The sequence below is a fragment of the Streptomyces sp. NPDC048424 genome (genome assembly GCF_040651555.1).
Taxonomy (GTDB): domain Bacteria; phylum Actinomycetota; class Actinomycetes; order Streptomycetales; family Streptomycetaceae; genus Streptomyces.
Genome location: NZ_JBEZKE010000035.1, coordinates 26,580 through 43,161 on the forward strand (window position 1 = coordinate 26,580; position 16,582 = coordinate 43,161).

Genomic DNA, 16,582 nt, shown 5'->3' on the forward strand with positions numbered 1-16,582 from the left:
GATGGCCAAGAAGCCGAAGGCCGCCCACCTGTCCGCCACGGCTACCGTGGGAACAGCCCAAGAAGCCCAGTAGCCCCCGGCGACCACACCGAGGCTCCCTGCAGTCATGCACCCGAGCCTCGGCCAGGAAGATGGTGAGCGACATAGGACGGCCTCCTCTCCCAAGGGTTGTCCCGTAGAGACCTTGGGTCTTCCAGTCCGGGAGTTCGGTCTGGCCGCGCTCGCGACGGTGGGATGACCAATCCAGTGCGTGGGTAGCCGCCGTCGGCGATCGTGAGGGTCTTGCCGACGGCGGCCTCGGCGCCGGATTCCTCCCAGGCCTTGCAGTCGTTGCGGTTGCCGGCGAGCGGCCGGCCGGCTACGACGACGAGGCGGGTGTCGGCGTCGATGACGACCTGGTGGTTGGTGGAGTAGCGGTAGTTCTTCGACCTCTCGGCGATGCTGTGGTCACGGGTGGGGATTAGGGTGCCGTCCACGATGAGCACGGTGTCCTTGGCGAACCGCTGGCGGGACTGGAGCGCGAGCATCGGCCCGAGGTGGTCGATGATCCGGTCAGCCGCCGACCTGGGCACCCCGAACAGCGGAGCGAGCTGCCGCATCGTCAGGTTCGTGCGCCAGTACGCCGCGACCAGCAGCGCGCGGTCGTCTAGCGGAAGGCTCCACCGCCGGCCCTTGCGGACCGCTCCGCGCCCTCGCTCCGTAGGACGGTCACGAGCTTGCGGAAGTTGCGCGGGTTCAGCCGCCCGGCGAACGGGGCTATCCAAGACGGCTCCGACGCCGTGATCACACCGGCCACAGCTGGATCATCTCAGTTGCAGACGTCGCTGGTGCCGACCGATCCTTTGCATATTCGACGATCTAACGGAGAACGACGTGGGGCTGACTCTGTTCCCGGGAGACGGAGATACCAGCAGTCCCGACGTCGGCTGGTCCTACAGCGGCTTCGCCGTGTTCCGGCGGGAGCTGGCGCGAGCCGAGGGGTTCGATCTCGACGGGATGTGGGGCTTCGGCGGGGAACGCCCTTGGAGTGATGTCTCCACCTCGCTCGAACCACTCCTCGATCGCCCCGACGACGGTGGAGGCGAGCTCTCGCCCACCGAATGCGCTGCGCTCCTGCCAAGGCTCGAGGCGATCGTCGAGCAGTGGCGGAATGAGGTCGGCGTCCCTCGGACACACGTCGACGCGGCCCAACAGCTGACGGTCGTTCTGCGGCTCTGCGTCGCGAAGGACGTCGAGCTTCTCTTCCTCTGATGTCCGCGAAGCCGGGGCAGGTCCTCACGCTCCCGGAGTTACGGGACAGCCCTTAGGGGACGGCGGAACCGGCCCCTCGCCTGCTGCGTTTCCGGAGGAAGCGTGTCCAGCGGGATGCACCCGGGCCGTCTTCGGGTGGGGGTGGCGACAGCGGCTCGCGCTGGACTACCGAGTGCGGGCACCAGGTGAGGTCGCGGACGCAGTCGCGTGGGATGCCCAAAACCTCGACGAGCACCGCGAGGGAGGCCTCGTCGTCGGCGTGCCGGCGGTCGAGCCACACCGTGACGCCCGTGTCCTCCACGTCGGTGAACTGGCTCAGCACGAAAAAGCGCCGGCCCAGTCGGAACGAGGCGACGTCCACATCACCCAGGTCCTCCCAGCTCTGCTCCACCTTCAGCACCAGCCTGTCCGCGTACGCCTTCATGGGCGGCGGGAGCACACCGATCGGCCGGTGGGAGAGGGCAATCGAATCCCACATCCCGTACTGCAACGCGGGATTCGGATTCCCGCCCTGGTATTCGGGCGCGGGCCGCCAGTCAGGTTCCGGAGCGGGCACCGTAACCGGCTCCCATCTCTTCGGCTGCCGGTACTCGGCCGACTCGTCCCCTGCGGCTACCCGGCCACTCACCTCTGCCCTCCCCTTGGCACACACTCGGACAGACATCATCCCAGGTGGCGACCATCGCGCCCCGGTCCGCGGAGCCCGGTCCGCGCGGACCTGCGGCAACACGCTCGTGCGCATCAGCGCACCGACCCCGGCAAACGCCGAAGGGGCATGGATGGGGAGCGGTGGAGAGTGTCCGCGCTGCGTACCCCCACCCACCTCCATACACACCACGCCCGCGGATACCGGCCGGGCCGCCTCCTTGCCCGGAAGGGCCGCCACACGGCAGCGAGTGGGAGTGGGAACGGCTGCTCGGCGAGCAGGGCCGACAGGCAGAGGTGCTGGAGATACTCGCCCCGTACCTCGCTACCTTTACTTTACGGACACGGAATGCAGTGCCCTCAGCCGAGGAGCACGACGAGCACGACGAGCAGTACGAAAGCATGTTGTCCCAAGGGAAAAGAATGGTGCGCACCATGAAATACACCGTCTCCATCGAAATCGCCCTGCCGCGGGAGAAGGTGGTCCAGCTGCTCGCCGACCCGGCACACCTGCCGAAATGGCTGCGGGGCCTGGTGCTGCACGAGCCGCTGAGTGGGGAGCACGGGCAGCTCGGCACCAAGTCGCGGGTCGTGATGCAGATGGGCCAGCGGAAGATCGAGTGCACCGAGACCATCACACGCCGCGAACCGGCAGACCTGCGCGAGATCCCGAAAGCGAGCGTCGTTCACTTCGACCGCGAGATCGTCGGCGAGGGCATGTGGAGCGCCGTGCGCGACCGGCTGACCGAAGCCGGCCCGGAAACGACGCTCTGGGAGAGTGAGAACGAATACCGGTTCAGCGGCTTTCTGATGAAGCTGGTGGGACTTCTGATGCCCGGCGCCTTCCGCAAGCAGTCTCAACAGCACATGCAGGACTTCAAGGCGTTCGCCGAGCAGGGAAAGGACGTCCGCGAGGCCACGGACTGATCTGCCGTAACTGGTCAGGTGTCTGACGGCGTGGCGTGTTGCCCTTCCCTTCGTTCGTAGATGGCCACTGCCGGAGGCTGCGAGGCCGACGCTGCGGCGCGCGAAACGCTCCGCAGCCGTCCAGGTATCCGTACGGAGTGGCCGGCGATCCGGGCCGGCCGCTGTAGCTCAGCATGCCTCGAGGCCGCGAGCCACCTAGCGATCGCCCAGAGCTGGTTCGGCAACGGCTGTCTACGGGCATGAGCAGACTCGTCACCTCGGCGGACGGCTTGAAGTACCGCCGGTCGCTGGCTTTCGAACAGCGGCATCCTCCACCGCCGGCAGCAGCGTGGACACCGCGACCCCGATCGGCAGCACCTGCGGCAGGGCGGGCCCGGCGGCGTGCGCGGCCGTGGGCAGGCGTAGGGCGAAGGCGGCGGCCGCGACAGCGGACCGCTTCATGATCATCACGGGCCGGCTCTACCGGCTCCCACACTGTCAGCAACAGGCCGTGCGGACCCGGGGTTCACCCGCCCCGCCCGAGAACGCCGGGTCACCGGCAAGGCGCCCCTGCACACTCCCGTGTCCGTCACCCGGCAGTCGCGGCCGGGCCCTCGCCGAACCGGGGCACGTCCTCGAGCCCGATGTCCAGGCGCAGTCGCTGGAATCGGAGTGGGGGGGGCGGAAGACCTCGTTGTGGTCGATGGCGCGGTCGGCGCTGACCTCGGCGACCAGGCCGGGGTGGACGAGGGTGGTGTCCAGGACGTCGCGGCTCCCTCCCACGCGGGTATCGGCTGCGTCGCATGGCCATCCCTTCAAGGGTCGTCCTCGACAAGGACGACAAGATCGCGGCCAGAACCCTCGCGGCCATCAAGGACGGCGCCCTCCGCGAGATGACCGACCCGCTCCTCTGTCCCCTACCCTCTCGACCAAGGCGACATCGTTCGACGGGCTGTCCGAATTGATGACAATCCGAACTTCGGGTCGCTCAACAGTGTCCGGATCGTGCCCGAACGGAAGCCAACGCGACCCATGCCCGCACGGCAGCGACTGGATAGGATCACGAACACCCGTGCGAAACGTGCTGCGGGCACCATCTTGCTCGGGCGAGCCATCGCACGCACGCCCACTTTGAATCGACTGCGCACGTATGGCGCATCGGAAGGACCAGCCGTGTCAAAGTCGCCGCAGGTCGACACCCTTACGCCGCTCACCAAGAAGAAGTTCTTTGACGGACTCGCCCCATGGCAGGTGGTTCTCTCCCTGCTCCCGCTGGGACTGCTCTTCATAGGTGGAGCGATCGGCGGTGGGCTGGGCGCTCTGGGCATGACCGCCAACGTGAAGATCGCCAGGACACAGCTGCCGACTGCCGGCAAGGTGGCAGCCATGCTGGGAGTCGGTCTCGCCGTGGTCGTCGTCTTCCTGGTGATTGCAGGATTGCTGTCCAACGCCGTGAACGGCTGATTCAACACAAGACCAAGGCCGCGGCGGGCGGCCGGACCGGGAGACCGCACTCCGCGATGTCCGGCCACGCCGGGGGCGCCAGGATCGCCTCGCGGACCAGGCCCTCGGGCATCGTCGTCCTCAGGAGGTCAGCCCACCCGGCTGTGCCCTCCGCCTTCGTCCGGGCCGCGTTCGCCAGTGCTCGTACACCGGCGGGTGCCACGGTTTGGGGTCGGGAGGCGGCGTGAACGGCCCGCCCCGGTTGGCCATGGGGATCGCCATCGTCCCGTCGAAGCGCAGGCTGATGACGACGAGAGCGAGGCCGACGGAGTGGCGCGGGTCGTGATGCACAGGCTTTCCCCGGGTCGACGGCCCTTGGGCGCCGCCGCTCTCAGGCGCGAAGAGCGGGGGCGGGTACGGGTTCGGGTACGGGCGGCCGGATGGCTTGCAGAGTTCGGTATGTACCCGGTGCACGCGGCCGGGGGGACCGCGGCTACGGCTACGGCTACGGCTCGATCAGGCCGACGCGGATCGCGTAGCGGGTGAGCTCGAGGCGGTCGCGCAGGCCGAGTTTCTGGAGCAGGTTCGCGCGGTGGCGCTCCACGGTCTTGGGGCTGATGACGAGGAGGTCACCGATCTCCTTGGAACTGTGGCCTTCGGCGACGAGTTTGAGGATTTGCTCCTCGCGCTCGGTGATGGGCCGCTCCGGGATCGCGCCGCCGGTACGGGCGCGTTCGAGATAGGTGCGGATGAGGGTGGTCTCCGCGCCGGGGTAGATGAACGGTTCGTCCCGTAGCGCGGCGCGGCAGGCTTCGACGAGGTCGCGGTCGGCGACGGACTTGAGGACGTAGCCGGAGGCGCCGGCGCGCAGGGCTTCGAAGAAGTACTGCTCGTTGTCGTACATGGTCAGCATCAGGATGCGCAGGCCAGGCCGGAGGCGGGCCAGTTCGCGGGCGGCTTGCAGGCCGGTCTGGCGGGGCATGGCGATGTCGAGGACGGCCAGGTCGATGTCGAGGCTGCGGGCCTGGGTGACGGCTTCGGCTCCGTCGGCGGCTTCGGCGACCACGGTCAGGTCGGGTTCGGCGTCGAGGATGAGGCGTACGCCGCGGCGGACGAGGGTGTGGTCGTCGGCAAGGAGGATGCGGGCGGCTCTGAAGCCGGGCTGGGTCATCGGGTGGCCCTCGCGGTGTCGGTGATGTCGAGTCGGATCTGGGTGCCGCCGTGCGGGCCGGCGCCCAGGAGGAGTTCGGCTCCGATCAGCAGAGCGCGTTCGCGCATCCCCCGGATACCCGCGCCCTCGGGCGCAGCCCCGAGGCCGTTCCCATTGTCGCGGACCAGCAGCCCCACGCCGCCACGGGGCAGGGGACACAGGTGGACCTCGACGCGGGTGGCGCCCGAGTGGCGGGCGGCGTTGGTCAGACCCTCCTGCGCGACGCGGTAGAGCACGAGTTCGGCGGCCGGGTCCAGATGGGGCAGGCCGGGAGTGATGTGGGCGGTGACGCCCAGGCGTGGGGTGGTGAACTCGCCGGCCAGGGAGCGCAGCGCGCTGTGCAGGCCGAGTTCTTCCAGGACGCCGGGGCGCAGGCGGCGCGCGATGCGGCGGATCTCGTCCAGGCTGGCGCGGGTGGTCTCCTGGGCCTGGTGCAGGTCGGTGCGCACCGGTTCGGGGCTGCGGTCGGCGGCGTGCTTGAGCTGGAGGAGGACCGCGGTGAGGGTCTGGCCGATCTCGTCGTGGAGCTCCTGGGCGATGCGTTTGCGTTCGGCCTCCAGTGCGGTGAGCACCCGGCCGCTGCTGGTGGCCCGTTCGGCTTCGAGGCGGTCCAGCATGGCGTTGAAGGTCCGGGTGAGGGCGGCGATCTCTCCGCCGCCGGTGACCGCCGGGCGGGTGCCGGGTTTGAGGAGGTCGACGGTGGCCATGGCCCGGTTCAGGCGGGCGAGCGGGGCCAGGCCGACCCGCAGGAGGACCGCGTTGACGACCAGCATCGCGGCCAGCCCTCCGAGCAGCACGAGCGCCTCCCCGAACAGGACCGGCGTCGAGACGGTGACCGGGCCGAGCAGCAAGGCCACCGCGAGGGCCAGAACACCTGCGTTCAGGAGGAAGATCCGCCAGTACAACGACACGGCCACACGCCTTTCCAGCCGGTCCCCCAGCATCCGTCACGGCCGCCCGGCCGCTCCGTCTGCAGGCGCTGTGACCTGCAGCGGAACCTACTTCCCCGCCCCATCCTCACGCCGGTGGACGGTTCCTGTCCATCCGTGCCGGCACCCATATTTCGGACACGGGAAAAGTGGCACGATGGGCCCGCCGAGCGGCCTTCTCCTGCCCGAGACCGAGTGCCCGCCGTAGCGGCATCACGTACGAAAGCGAACACGAGGGGGACAGCTGTGCCTGCTCCACGGATGAGCACCACGCCACTGCCCGGCATCGGGGTCCAGTACGACCTCACCACCCGCGAACACCGTCACCTGTCCGTGGTCGCGCACCGGGACGGCACCCGGACCGTGAACGTGTACCGGGCCGATGACCCCGACGCGTGCGCGCAGTCCCTGCACCTGACGGGTGCGGAGACGGCCTCGCTGATCGACGCGCTGATGCCGGCCCACCACAGCCCCAACGTGCTGCACACCACCGATCTCGGGCTGGTGGCCGAGCGGATCGAGCTGTCCGGGCACTCGTACTGGAACGGACGGGTGCTGGGCGAGACGCGGGTGCGGACCGACACCGGTGCCTCGATCGTGGCCGTCCTGCGCCGAGCGGAAGCCCGCCCGTCCCCCGCACCCGATTTCCGGCTCGCCGGCGGGGACACGCTCATCGTGATCGGCACCCGCGAGGGCGTCGGTGCGGCAGCCTCCATACTCGGACGGGAGTGACGCCTGTGCACTCCGCTGTGTTCCTGATCGAGTTCGGTGCGATCATCCTGGGCCTGGGCCTTCTGGGCAGACTCGCCGGCCGCTTCCACTTCTCCCCGATACCGCTCTACCTGCTGGCCGGCCTCGCGTTCGGCACCGGCGGGCTGCTGCCCATGGGGGCCAGCGAGGAGTTCGTCGCGATCGGCGCCGAAATCGGCGTCATCCTGCTGCTGCTGATGCTGGGCCTGGAGTACACGGCCAGCGACCTGGTCTCCAACCTCAAGACCCAGTACCCGGCCGGGCTGGTCGACTTCGCCCTCAACGCCGTACCAGGTGCGGTCGCAGCCCTGCTGATGGGCTGGGGTCCGGTCGCCGCTGTGGTCCTGGCAGGGGTCACCTGGATCTCGTCCTCCGGCGTCATCGCCAAGGTCATGGGCGACCTCGGACGCGTCGGCAACCGCGAGACTCCCGTCATCCTGTCCATCCTGGTCCTCGAAGACCTCGCGATGGCGGTCTACCTGCCGATCATCACCGCTCTCCTCGCCGGAGTCAGCCTCGCCGCGGGCAGCGCGACCCTGGCCATCGCCCTCGGCGTCGCCGGGGCGGTGCTGTTCGTCGCGGTCCGCTACGGGCGCCACATATCGAGGTTCGTCTCCAGCGACGACCCGGAGAAGCTCCTGCTCGTGGTCCTCGGCCTGACCCTGCTGGTGGCGGGCGTCGCCCAGCAGTTGCAGGTGTCCGCCGCGGTCGGCGCGTTCCTCGTCGGCATCGCCCTCTCCGGCGAGGTCGCCGAGGGCACCCACACCCTGCTGAGCCCGCTCAGGGACCTGTTCGCCGCTGTGTTCTTCGTCTTCTTCGGGCTGCACACCGACCCCGCGAGCATCCCACCCGTCCTGCTGCCCGCGCTCGCGCTCGCCGTGGTCACCGCGGGCACGAAGATCACCACCGGTTACTGGGCCGCGAAGCGCGCCGGCGTCGGGGTCAAGGGCCGCTGGCGGGCGGGCGGCACGCTGGTAGCGCGCGGCGAGTTCTCCATCGTCATCGCCGGCCTCGCCGTCACCGCCGGCATCGAGCCCGCGCTGGGCCCGCTCGCCACCGCGTACGTGCTCATCCTCGTGGTGATCGGCCCGCTCACCGCCCGCTACACCGAACCCGTCGCGGCTTGGGTGAGCCGCCGCCGCACCCCGACGGGTCCGGTCCTGCCCGCGGTGCCGTCCCAGCCGGGATCCCCGGAGGACCTCAAGGACCAGGCCCAGGATCCGGCCGGCCGCGCGTGAGTGAGGGCACCTGGGCGGTCTGAGGGACGGGCTTCCCCTGGACGCATGTCCCGCGCTCGGCCGCCGGCCCTGGCCGAACAACCGGTTGCCGTAATCCACTTCCAGGTCGGCTGCGGTACCGACGGGATGCGAACCCGCGGACAGACGGGGGGCAGGCCCGCCCCGTCTCCGTCAGTCGCCGTGAGCGGGGCCTCGCTCACGGCGATCGCAATGGGCCCGGTTGGGCCAGAACCGAAACTCGCGAAGAAGGGGCAGGCGGTCGCGTATCTGTAAAGACGCCGGTCCCCAAGTCGTCAGCTACGGGCCTCCGCATGGAGAGCCCGCGCCATGGGAGAGGACCCATCGGTGACGAAGGAACGGATCTGTGCCAGGTAGGCGTCCCGATCGATACGGGCGTCACCGTCCTCATCCAGCGCGTCGAAGGCCGAACGGGCGTTGTCGGCGGGATTGCCCAGGGCGTGGCGCAGCCGGGTGAACTCGGCCCGGTCGAGGTGGCCGTCGCTGTCGGTGTCGGCCAGGTCGAACAGCGACCCCAGAGCCGGCCTGCACACCTCGTCGAAGGCCTCCTCGCCCGCCCACGCCTCGTACTCCGGGAAGGTCACCCGGCCATCCAGGTTCGCGTCCATCGGAGAACCGGAGAAGCAGCAGGCGCCGCTCCCACCCCGGAAGCGATCATCGCGGCACCGAGTCACCGCCGCTGCTGCGCAGAAGGCGATCACGACCACGAGGAGTCGCCGCAAGGCAGCCGGGCCAGGGGACGCCGGCCGTCTGCCCGCCGCGACGGTGCGTCAGACGACGGCGAGCCGGTCCACCAGCAGCTCCACCCTCTGCTCGGCGTCCCCCGGCGGTAGCCGTCCCGCCCGGGTCAGGGTCGCCAGCCCGTGCAGGGCCGCCCAGAACACCTCGGTGAACAGCCCCGGCTGGACACCCTCCCCGGCGACCTCGCCCAGGCTCTCCAGCAGCGCCGCGAAGGCGTCCTTCAGCTGCTCGGGGGTGTCCTCGTGCGCGAAGGCCAGGCCTCCGTCGAGGTGGAACATGGCGTCGTAGACCGCCGGGTTGCGTGCGGCGAAGTCGAGGTAGGCGCGGGCGAGGGCTGCGACCCGGGCGCGGGGGCTGTTTGCGCCGGAGGCTGCGGCGCGCACCGCGTCGGCCACCTCGGCGGCGCCTTCCAGGGCGACGGCGCCGATGATCTCGCGTTTGCCGCGGAAGTGGCTGTAGAGGACCGGCTGGCTGTATTCGATGCGCTCGGCGAGCCGGCGGGTGGTGACCGCGTCCCAGCCCTGCTGCTCGGCGAGCTCGCGGGCCGTCGCCACGATGAGGCGCTCGCGGTCCGCCCGTTCGCGTTCCTTGCGTTCCTGTACCGACATGATTCGATCCTAGCACCGCTAGACAATCGAGCGGCAGTAGAGCTAGCGTTGCCTCATCAGCTAGCAGCGCTAGATCCCAGGAGGGGTCATCATGCTCAACGCACTCCAGGTCCTCACCACCGTGGTCGTCGGCGTGATGGTGGGGGTGGAGTTCTCCGTCGCCTTCGTCATCAACCCGATCCTCAACGCCCTCCCCGAGGACAGTGCCCAACTCGGCCGCGCCCACGGGGGCCGGATGCTCGGCGTCGTGATGCCCGTCTGGTACATCACGTCGCTCGTCCTCGTCGCGATCTGGGCCATCGCCGGATGGCCCCACCACGGCACCGGCCTCGTCGTCACCGCCGGCGCGCTGCTGATCCTCAGCGTGATCATGTCGATCCTGCTGCTCGTCCCGATCAACAACCGGAGCAAGACGTGGACCCCCGAGAACCGGCCCGCCGACTGGAAGCAGCAGACGGAACGCTGGGACCGCTACCACTACGTCCGCGTCGCCGTGATCATCGCCGCCTTCGCCCTGCTGGCCGCCGCCCTCGCCTGACCCCGCGGGCCGGCACCGCGCCGGTGGCGCACCCTGCCCGCTCCCGGGGACGGCGGCGAGCCACCGGAATCGATGTGATCCGCAGAAGACGACCAAGCGCCCGTTCGAGTTCGACGCGAGACGTAGGCTGCTGTCGGCGAACAAGGGGGAGACGATGACTGACGACCGCACTACGACCGTGCCCGTGTGGACGCTGGCGACCGCTGATGTCCGAGTGCCAGGATTGACCGCGGGCGAGTCGATGACGGCCGAGCGCCTGGCTGAACTGCGCGGAGTACTGGCCGTCCTGGCCGGCGAGCCGATCGTCACGCTTGAGGTACATCCACTGCCCGACAAGATCGACCGCGGCCGTGGCATCCCGCTCGACGCCGCGAGTCCCCTGGCGCAGCACCTGTCACAGTTCGTCACGCAATCGGCGCGGAGTTCCCTTACGGTGGCCAGGGCGACCGCTTCCGGCGAGGGCCTGTATCGCATGGTGGTCCCTGCGAAGGTCGCCGCCCAGTTCGGGCAGGGCATCGTTCGCCCGATGGTGTCGAAGGGGGCGGCCGGTGGCATCTACGGTGAGCTCGTGAACTCGACGGGCCAGATCGCCGCCAAAGCGAGTTTCGTGCCAGTCGGAGGAGCGGCAGCGGCGGGCACGGTCGGTGGGGCCGGTGCGACCGCCGGCGCCGCGGTCGCCGGCGGCACGGCGCTCACCGTGGCCGCTCCGCTCGTGCTCATGGCCGTGGCGGTGGGGGTGAGCGCGCACGCCGACCACAAGCGCCAGCAGGCCATCGAACACATCACGAAACTGCTGGAGCAACTTCAAGAGGAGAAGCTCGACGACGAGCACAGCGAACTCGACGGCTGCCGGGACGCCATCGACAAAGCCACTGCCATTCTGCTCGACCAGGGCAAGCTCGGCGCGTCGCTGGGGCTCGACTCGGCGGTGCATGCCATCAACACGGCGCTGGGCAAAGCCGACCGCCGCCTCGCCCGATGGCAGAGCGCGCTCGACAGACTGCCCGAGGGCGAGGCCGTCGAACTCGGCACGTTGACCAAGTCGTTCCCCGGCGTCGACGACCAGGGCGGCACGTTCCGCACCCACCTCCAACTCGCTTCCCTGGCCATCGCGCTGAAGCGGCGGGTGGTTGTCCTCCAGGCCGTCGAGCACGCCCAGAACGACGCCGGCAATCCATTCGAGAACTTCACCCGCGCACTCAAGCGCGATCAGCATCGCCTCGACGAACTGGAGTCGAGCATCGCCGGTGTCCTGGTACGCCTGTCGGCACTGGAACTGGCACGCCCGAACGGTTTGCGACCCGTCTTCACGACCGGTGAAGTCGATCGCCTCATGAGCGCGGCACACCGGATACACAAGTTGGGTGACGGCGTCACGGTCAACGGCCGCACGACAGACTTGGCCATTGAGATTGCCCGCGACAAGGACGGCTCGGTGGTCGTGTTCCCTGCGCTGCCCGCGTAGGCGCAGGGCGCGCTCGCACTCACCTCCGACCCCCGGCGGACCACCCACACGCACGCCGTGACCTGCGGAGATGCCGCCCGTTCCGACATGTGGCCCGATTCCTACCCGCTGACCTCAAGGGAGGTATTGTCCCCCGGTCACGGACGGCAAGCGGATCGTCCGTCCAACCCGAGGGAACCACCATGACGGATCTGCACGCGCTCCGGGCAAGCCTCGCGTCAGGTGAGCACCAGTTCGCCGACACCCTGACCTTCATCGCCGCGCATTACGCCTATCAGCCGCAGGCGTTCCGCAACGGAGAACTGGAAAACGCCGCAGGTGAGAACGAGGGTTCCTGCAAGACGCTGGGACTGGCCCTGCTGGAAGGACTGAGCGACCAAGAGGCCCTGCAGGCATTCGGTGAGCACTACCGCAGCGTGCTGGCAACGCCGAACGACACCGATCACGGCAACATTCGCAACCTCATGGCCCATGGCCTGGCAGGGGTGAGCTTCGCCGGGCAACCGCTGGCCCGCAAGAGCTGAACAGCGAATCCGGACGAGCACCAAAGGTCACGTCCACCACCGCGACGCACCCGCTTGTCCCACACGGGAGGTGTGAGATCCGCCCCCACCGGTTATCCGAAGGGAGGTATACGGATACTCCCGGACAAAGGGGTAACAGTGGCGCATCCGCAGGAGACCCGCTCCCGCGTCGGGCTGCATGTGAACGGCCGGCCCTACGAGCTCGACGTGGACCACCGGGTCACCCTCCTGGACCTGCTGCGGGAGCACCTCGGCCTGACCGGCGCCAAGAAGGGCTGTGACCATGGCCAGTGCGGCGCCTGCACCGTCCTGGTCGGCGGCCGGCGCGCCAACAGCTGCCTGCTGCTCGCCGTCGCCCACGACGGCACCCGGGTCACCACCGTGGAGGGGCTGGAGGGCGACGGAACGGGCGGCCTGCACCCGTTGCAGGAGGCCTTCATGGAACGGGACGCCTTCCAGTGCGGCTACTGCACGCCCGGCCAGCTCTGCTCCGCCGCCGGCCTGCTCGCCGAGGCGGCCGCCGACCCCGAGGCCGCGGACCTCAGCCGCTCCGGGATCGCCGAGGCCATGAGCGGCAACCTGTGCCGCTGTGGCGCGTACCCCCGCATCGTGGACGCCGTACGGGACGTGGCCGCGGTCTCGCAAGCAGCCGCCCCGGCCCCGGCTCCCGGTGACGGGCGGGTGGTCGCGTGAAGCCGTTCGCGTACGTGCGCGCCACCGGCCTCCCCGAGGCCATCGCCGCCCACGGCGCGCGGCCCGGCTCCCGCTACCTCGGCGGCGGCACCAACCTCGTGGACCTCATGAAGCTCGGGGTCGAAGCCCCCGACACCCTCGTCGACCTCGCCGGCCTGCCACTCGGCTCCGTCGAGGAGACCGCGGACGGCGGCCTGCGGATCGGCTCCGCGGTGCGGGGCAGCGAACTCGCGCTCCATCCCCTCGTCCGCACCCGCTACCCCGCCCTGTCCCAGGCGCTCCTGGCCGGCGCCTCACCCCAGCTGCGCAATGTCGCCACCACCGGCGGCAACCTGCTCCAGCGCACCCGCTGCCCCTACTTCCAGGACGTGGCCAAACCCTGCAACAAACGGGAGCCCGGCACCGGCTGCGGCGCCCGCGACGGAGTCCACCGGGACCACGCCGTCCTCGGCCACTCCCCACAGTGCATCGCCACCCACCCGTCCGACATGGCCGTGGCACTCGTCGCGCTCGACGCGGCCGTCGAACTCCAGGGCCCCGACGGCGCCCGTACGGTGCCCGCGACCGCTTTCCACCGGCTGCCGGGCGACCAACCCGAACGGGACACCGTCATCGAGCCCGGCGAGATCGTCACGGCGGTCACGCTCCCGCCGGACCGCGCCGGCCTCCCGTCGCGCTACCGCAAGGCCCGCGACCGCGCCTCGTACGCCTTCGCGCTCGCCTCCGTCGCCGCCGTGCTCGACATCTCCGGGGGACGCGTCCGCCATGTCGCGCTCGCCTTCGGTGGGCTCGCCCACCGCCCCTGGCGCGCCACCGCCGCCGAGGAACGGCTGCTGGGCGCCGCCCCCACCGAGAGCGCCGTACGGGAGGCCGTCGAGGCCGAGCTCGACGCGGCGGAGCCGCTGCGCGACAACGCCTTCAAGGTCCCCCTCGCCCGCAACCTCGCCTGCGACGTGCTCAACTCCCTCTCCGGGAGTCCCCTCTCCCGCGGTTCCCGCTCCTGAAACGCCCCTCCGCCCCGCCCCGCCCCGATCGCGAGGACCCGCCATGGACTCCAGCCCCGCCGCCCCGGCGCCCTCCCTCGGCAGCTCCGCCACCCGCCTGGAGGGCCGGGAGAAGGTCACAGGAAAGGCCCGCTACGCGGCCGAGTACGCCCTGCCGGACCGGGCGTACGCATGGCCGGTGCCCGCCACCGTGGCTCGCGGACGCGTCACCTCCGTCGACACCGCCGGCGCGCTCGCACTGCCCGGCGTACTCGCCGTCCTCACGCCCTACGACGCACCCCGGCTCGGCCCCTCCGACGACCCCACCCTCCGCGTGCTCCAAGACCCCGAAGTGCCCCACCGCGGCTGGTACGTCGCCCTGGCCGTCGCCGAAACCCCGGAAGCCGCCCGGGCCGCGGCCGCGGCCGTCCGCGTCCGCTACGACGCCGAGCCCCACGACACCGTGCTGCACACCGGCCACCCGGCCGCCTACACCCCCGAACAGGTCAACGGCGGCTATCCGGCCCACCGCGAGAAGGGCGACGCGGCCGCCGCGTTCGCCGCCTCGCCGGTGCGCGTCGACTGCGCGTACGCGGTACCGCCCCTGCACAACCACCCCATGGAGCCGCACGCCGCCACGGCCCACTGGGACGCCGACGTCGGCACCCTCACCGTGTACGACTCCAGCCAGGGATCCGGATTCGTACGCTCCACACTGGCCGCCCTCTTCGAGCTGCCCGCGGACCGGGTCACGGTGGTCTCCGAGCACGTCGGCGGTGCCTTCGGCTGCAAGGGCACCCCCCGCCCGCACGTCGTCCTCGCCGTGATGGCCGCACGGCACACCGGCCGCCCCGTCACCATCGCGCTGCCCCGGCGCCACCTCGCGGCCGTCGTCGGCCACCGCGCGCCCACTCTGCACCGCGTGCGCCTGGGCGCCCGTACGGACGGCACGCTCACCGCCCTCGCCCACGAGGTCACCACCCACACCTCGCGCGTCCGGGAGTTCGTCGAACAGGCCGCCGTCCCGGCCCGCGTCATGTACGCCGCGCCCGCCCTCCTCACCACGCACCGCGTCGTGCCCCTCGACGTGCCCACGCCCTCCTGGATGCGGGCGCCCGGCGAGTGCCCCGGCATGTACGCCCTGGAGTCGGCCATGGACGAGCTGGCCTGCGCCCTCGGCATCGACCCTGTCGAGCTGCGCGTACGCAACGAGCCCGACGCGGAACCCGACAGCGGCCACCCGTTCAGCAGCCGCCATCTCGTGGAATGCCTGCGCGAGGGGGCCGCCCGGTTCGACTGGGGCGCGCACCGCACGCCGCGCCGGGACGGGCCGCTGCTGATCGGCACCGGGGTCGCCGCCGCCACCTACCCGGTGTACGTCGCGCCGTCCTCGGCGCGGGCGCACGCCCTGCCCGACGGTACGTACCTCGTGCAGACCAACGCCACCGACCTCGGCACCGGCGCCCGCACCGTCCTGGCGCAGATCGCCGCCGACGCGCTGCGGGTCACCCTGGACCGGGTGGCGGTGGAGATCGGGCACTCCGCGCTGCCGCAGGGTTCGGTGGCCGGCGGCTCGGCCGGTACGGCCTCCTGGGGCTGGGCGGTCCACGACGCCTGCACGAGCCTGGTCGCCCTGCTCGCCCGCCGCTCCGGCCCGATCCCCGAGGCCGGAGTGTCCGTCCCTGCCGATACGACGGCCTCCGCCAAGCAGAAGTCCCCGTACGCCAGGCACGCGTTCGGCGCCCACTTCGCGGAGGTGCAGGCCGACACCGTCACGGGCGAGGTCCGGGTCCGCAGGCTCCTGGGCGTCTTCGCCGCGGGCCGCATCCTCAACCCGCTCACCGCCCGCTCCCAGTTCGTCGGCGGCATGGTCATGGGTCTGGGCATGGCCCTCACCGAACACAGCACCATGGACCCGGTTTTCGGGGACTTCACCGAGAACGACCTCGCCTCCTACCACGTCCCTGCCCACGCCGACGTGCCCGACATCGAGGTGCACTGGCTGGACGAGCACGACAAGCACCTCAACCCGATGGGAGGCAAGGGCATCGGCGAGATCGGCATCGTCGGCACGGCGGCGGCCATCGGCAACGCCTTCCACCACGCGACCGGCCGCCGGATCCGCGAACTCCCCCTCACCCCGGACCGCGTCCTGGCAGCCCTCGACTGAGGAGGACCGGGCGCCCGGGTGAGGGTGGCAGATCCGATACCGCAACCGCACCCACACTGCCGAAACCGCAGCTGCAAGCCGAGTAACCGTCGGTTTCGGAATCTGCAATTCCGGGGACGGTGTCCCAGCATCGCCGTGATGGTCCCGCGCCATGACGGCGCCTCACGTGACAGCCGAGGTTGTCGGAGTCGCCGCCCTCGCCCTGGCGGCTCCGCCTTCGGTCGGCGCCGAGCCCCGGACCGGGACCGCGCCGCCGTTCTGAACGCGCATCCCTGCTCACGCATCCCGGGCTTCAGCCTGGAGACACTGAACCAGGGGTTCGCGAACGCCCGGTTCGTCGGACCGGAGACCCTGCGGCGCACCCCGCAGCGGCACGTGAACCACTGGAGGGTGGGCGTGTCTTCCCGAAGCTGCCTCCCGGGAACCACCCGCGTCTGCCGCTCGCGCTGGGCGACATCTACGTCGACGAG

16 protein-coding genes and 1 pseudogene are annotated in these 16,582 nt (G+C 70.6%); 11 read left to right on the top strand and 6 right to left on the bottom strand.

Annotated elements, in window-relative coordinates; genetic code table 11:
* Positions 1 to 190: 190 nt before the first annotated feature.
* Positions 191 to 796, bottom strand: a pseudogene (locus AB0D29_RS32950) (transposase family protein); the annotation flags it as partial.
* A gap of 77 nt (positions 797 to 873) precedes the next feature.
* Here AB0D29_RS32950 and AB0D29_RS32955 point away from each other — a divergent pair.
* Positions 874 to 1,251 (top strand): hypothetical protein, encoded by a 378-nt coding sequence (locus AB0D29_RS32955; RefSeq protein ID WP_362859275.1) that lies wholly within the window; start codon positions 874 to 876, stop codon positions 1,249 to 1,251.
* A 52-nt stretch (positions 1,252 to 1,303) separates the two neighbouring features.
* Here AB0D29_RS32955 and AB0D29_RS32960 read toward each other — a convergent pair whose 3' ends face one another.
* Positions 1,304 to 1,807 (bottom strand): hypothetical protein, encoded by a 504-nt coding sequence (locus AB0D29_RS32960; RefSeq protein ID WP_362859277.1) that lies wholly within the window; start codon positions 1,805 to 1,807, stop codon positions 1,304 to 1,306.
* Between the two features lie 524 nt (positions 1,808 to 2,331).
* Between AB0D29_RS32960 and AB0D29_RS32965 the strand changes: the two genes are divergently transcribed.
* Complete coding sequence (locus AB0D29_RS32965) at positions 2,332 to 2,823, top strand: SRPBCC family protein (RefSeq protein ID WP_362859278.1); 492 nt, start codon at positions 2,332 to 2,334, stop codon at positions 2,821 to 2,823.
* Positions 2,824 to 3,975: 1,152 nt separating this feature from the next.
* Positions 3,976 to 4,266, top strand: coding sequence for a hypothetical protein (locus tag AB0D29_RS32970; protein WP_362859280.1), 291 nt, complete (start codon positions 3,976 to 3,978; stop codon positions 4,264 to 4,266).
* Between the two features lie 484 nt (positions 4,267 to 4,750).
* On the opposite strand, the gene AB0D29_RS32975 is transcribed toward AB0D29_RS32970, so the two are convergent.
* Together AB0D29_RS32975 and AB0D29_RS32980 are read right to left on the bottom strand one after the other, a co-directional pair.
* Positions 4,751 to 5,416 carry a response regulator transcription factor gene (locus AB0D29_RS32975; protein WP_362859282.1) on the bottom strand — a complete coding sequence of 222 codons (666 nt, stop codon included), beginning with the start codon at positions 5,414 to 5,416 and terminating at the stop codon, positions 4,751 to 4,753.
* Entirely contained in the window at positions 5,413 to 6,366 is a 954-nt protein-coding gene (locus AB0D29_RS32980) for a HAMP domain-containing sensor histidine kinase (RefSeq protein ID WP_362859284.1), read from the bottom strand. The genes AB0D29_RS32975 and AB0D29_RS32980 overlap by 4 nt, the downstream gene beginning before the upstream one ends.
* 279 nt (positions 6,367 to 6,645) lie before the next feature.
* On the opposite strand from AB0D29_RS32980, the gene AB0D29_RS32985 reads away from it, so the two are divergent.
* Together AB0D29_RS32985 and AB0D29_RS32990 are read left to right on the top strand one after the other, a co-directional pair.
* On the top strand, positions 6,646 to 7,116 hold the full coding sequence (locus tag AB0D29_RS32985; protein ID WP_362859285.1) for a TrkA C-terminal domain-containing protein: 471 nt from the start codon (positions 6,646 to 6,648) through the stop codon (positions 7,114 to 7,116).
* Positions 7,117 to 7,121: 5 nt separating this feature from the next.
* Positions 7,122 to 8,372 carry a cation:proton antiporter gene (locus AB0D29_RS32990; protein WP_362859287.1) on the top strand — a complete coding sequence of 417 codons (1,251 nt, stop codon included), beginning with the start codon at positions 7,122 to 7,124 and terminating at the stop codon, positions 8,370 to 8,372.
* Between the two features lie 293 nt (positions 8,373 to 8,665).
* Here AB0D29_RS32990 and AB0D29_RS32995 read toward each other — a convergent pair whose 3' ends face one another.
* Both AB0D29_RS32995 and AB0D29_RS33000 read right to left on the bottom strand, forming a co-directional pair.
* Positions 8,666 to 8,998: an EF-hand domain-containing protein gene (locus tag AB0D29_RS32995; protein ID WP_362859289.1), complete on the bottom strand. Its 333-nt coding sequence runs from the start codon at positions 8,996 to 8,998 to the stop codon at positions 8,666 to 8,668.
* A 162-nt stretch (positions 8,999 to 9,160) separates the two neighbouring features.
* Complete coding sequence (locus tag AB0D29_RS33000; protein WP_362859290.1) at positions 9,161 to 9,739, bottom strand: TetR/AcrR family transcriptional regulator; 579 nt, start codon at positions 9,737 to 9,739, stop codon at positions 9,161 to 9,163.
* A gap of 91 nt (positions 9,740 to 9,830) precedes the next feature.
* Between AB0D29_RS33000 and AB0D29_RS33005 the strand changes: the two genes are divergently transcribed.
* From AB0D29_RS33005 to AB0D29_RS33030, 6 genes are all read left to right on the top strand, one after another.
* The gene (locus AB0D29_RS33005) at positions 9,831 to 10,277 is read left to right on the top strand and encodes a DUF1772 domain-containing protein (protein WP_362859291.1); all 447 of its coding nucleotides are present in this window, start codon (positions 9,831 to 9,833) and stop codon (positions 10,275 to 10,277) included.
* A gap of 154 nt (positions 10,278 to 10,431) precedes the next feature.
* Positions 10,432 to 11,742, top strand: a complete 1,311-nt coding sequence (locus AB0D29_RS33010; protein ID WP_362859292.1) for a hypothetical protein — start codon at positions 10,432 to 10,434, stop codon at positions 11,740 to 11,742.
* 182 nt (positions 11,743 to 11,924) lie between these two features.
* Positions 11,925 to 12,266 (top strand): HopJ type III effector protein, encoded by a 342-nt coding sequence (locus tag AB0D29_RS33015; protein WP_362859294.1) that lies wholly within the window; start codon positions 11,925 to 11,927, stop codon positions 12,264 to 12,266.
* A 138-nt stretch (positions 12,267 to 12,404) separates the two neighbouring features.
* The gene (locus AB0D29_RS33020; protein WP_362859295.1) at positions 12,405 to 12,959 is read left to right on the top strand and encodes a (2Fe-2S)-binding protein; all 555 of its coding nucleotides are present in this window, start codon (positions 12,405 to 12,407) and stop codon (positions 12,957 to 12,959) included.
* On the top strand, positions 12,956 to 13,963 hold the full coding sequence (locus tag AB0D29_RS33025) for a xanthine dehydrogenase family protein subunit M (protein ID WP_362859296.1): 1,008 nt from the start codon (positions 12,956 to 12,958) through the stop codon (positions 13,961 to 13,963). Before AB0D29_RS33020 ends, AB0D29_RS33025 begins: the two co-directional genes overlap by 4 nt.
* A gap of 43 nt (positions 13,964 to 14,006) precedes the next feature.
* Entirely contained in the window at positions 14,007 to 16,112 is a 2,106-nt protein-coding gene (locus AB0D29_RS33030) for a xanthine dehydrogenase family protein molybdopterin-binding subunit (protein ID WP_362859297.1), read from the top strand.
* Positions 16,113 to 16,582: the final 470 nt, after the last annotated feature.

What these genes read in the sequence shown, in the direction of transcription:
- AB0D29_RS32965 (WP_362859278.1), top strand. Translation starts at nt 2,332, where the DNA reads ATGAAATACACCGTCTCCATCGAAATCGCCCTGCCGCGGGAGAAGGTG.
- AB0D29_RS32975 (WP_362859282.1), bottom strand. Translation starts at nt 5,416, where the DNA reads ATGACCCAGCCCGGCTTCAGAGCCGCCCGCATCCTCCTTGCCGACGAC.
- AB0D29_RS32985 (WP_362859285.1), top strand. Translation starts at nt 6,646, where the DNA reads ATGAGCACCACGCCACTGCCCGGCATCGGGGTCCAGTACGACCTCACC.
- AB0D29_RS32995 (WP_362859289.1), bottom strand. Translation starts at nt 8,998, where the DNA reads ATGGACGCGAACCTGGATGGCCGGGTGACCTTCCCGGAGTACGAGGCG.
- AB0D29_RS33000 (WP_362859290.1), bottom strand. Translation starts at nt 9,739, where the DNA reads ATGTCGGTACAGGAACGCAAGGAACGCGAACGGGCGGACCGCGAGCGC.
- AB0D29_RS33005 (WP_362859291.1), top strand. Translation starts at nt 9,831, where the DNA reads ATGCTCAACGCACTCCAGGTCCTCACCACCGTGGTCGTCGGCGTGATG.
- AB0D29_RS33010 (WP_362859292.1), top strand. Translation starts at nt 10,432, where the DNA reads ATGACTGACGACCGCACTACGACCGTGCCCGTGTGGACGCTGGCGACC.
- AB0D29_RS33015 (WP_362859294.1), top strand. Translation starts at nt 11,925, where the DNA reads ATGACGGATCTGCACGCGCTCCGGGCAAGCCTCGCGTCAGGTGAGCAC.
- AB0D29_RS33030 (WP_362859297.1), top strand. Translation starts at nt 14,007, where the DNA reads ATGGACTCCAGCCCCGCCGCCCCGGCGCCCTCCCTCGGCAGCTCCGCC.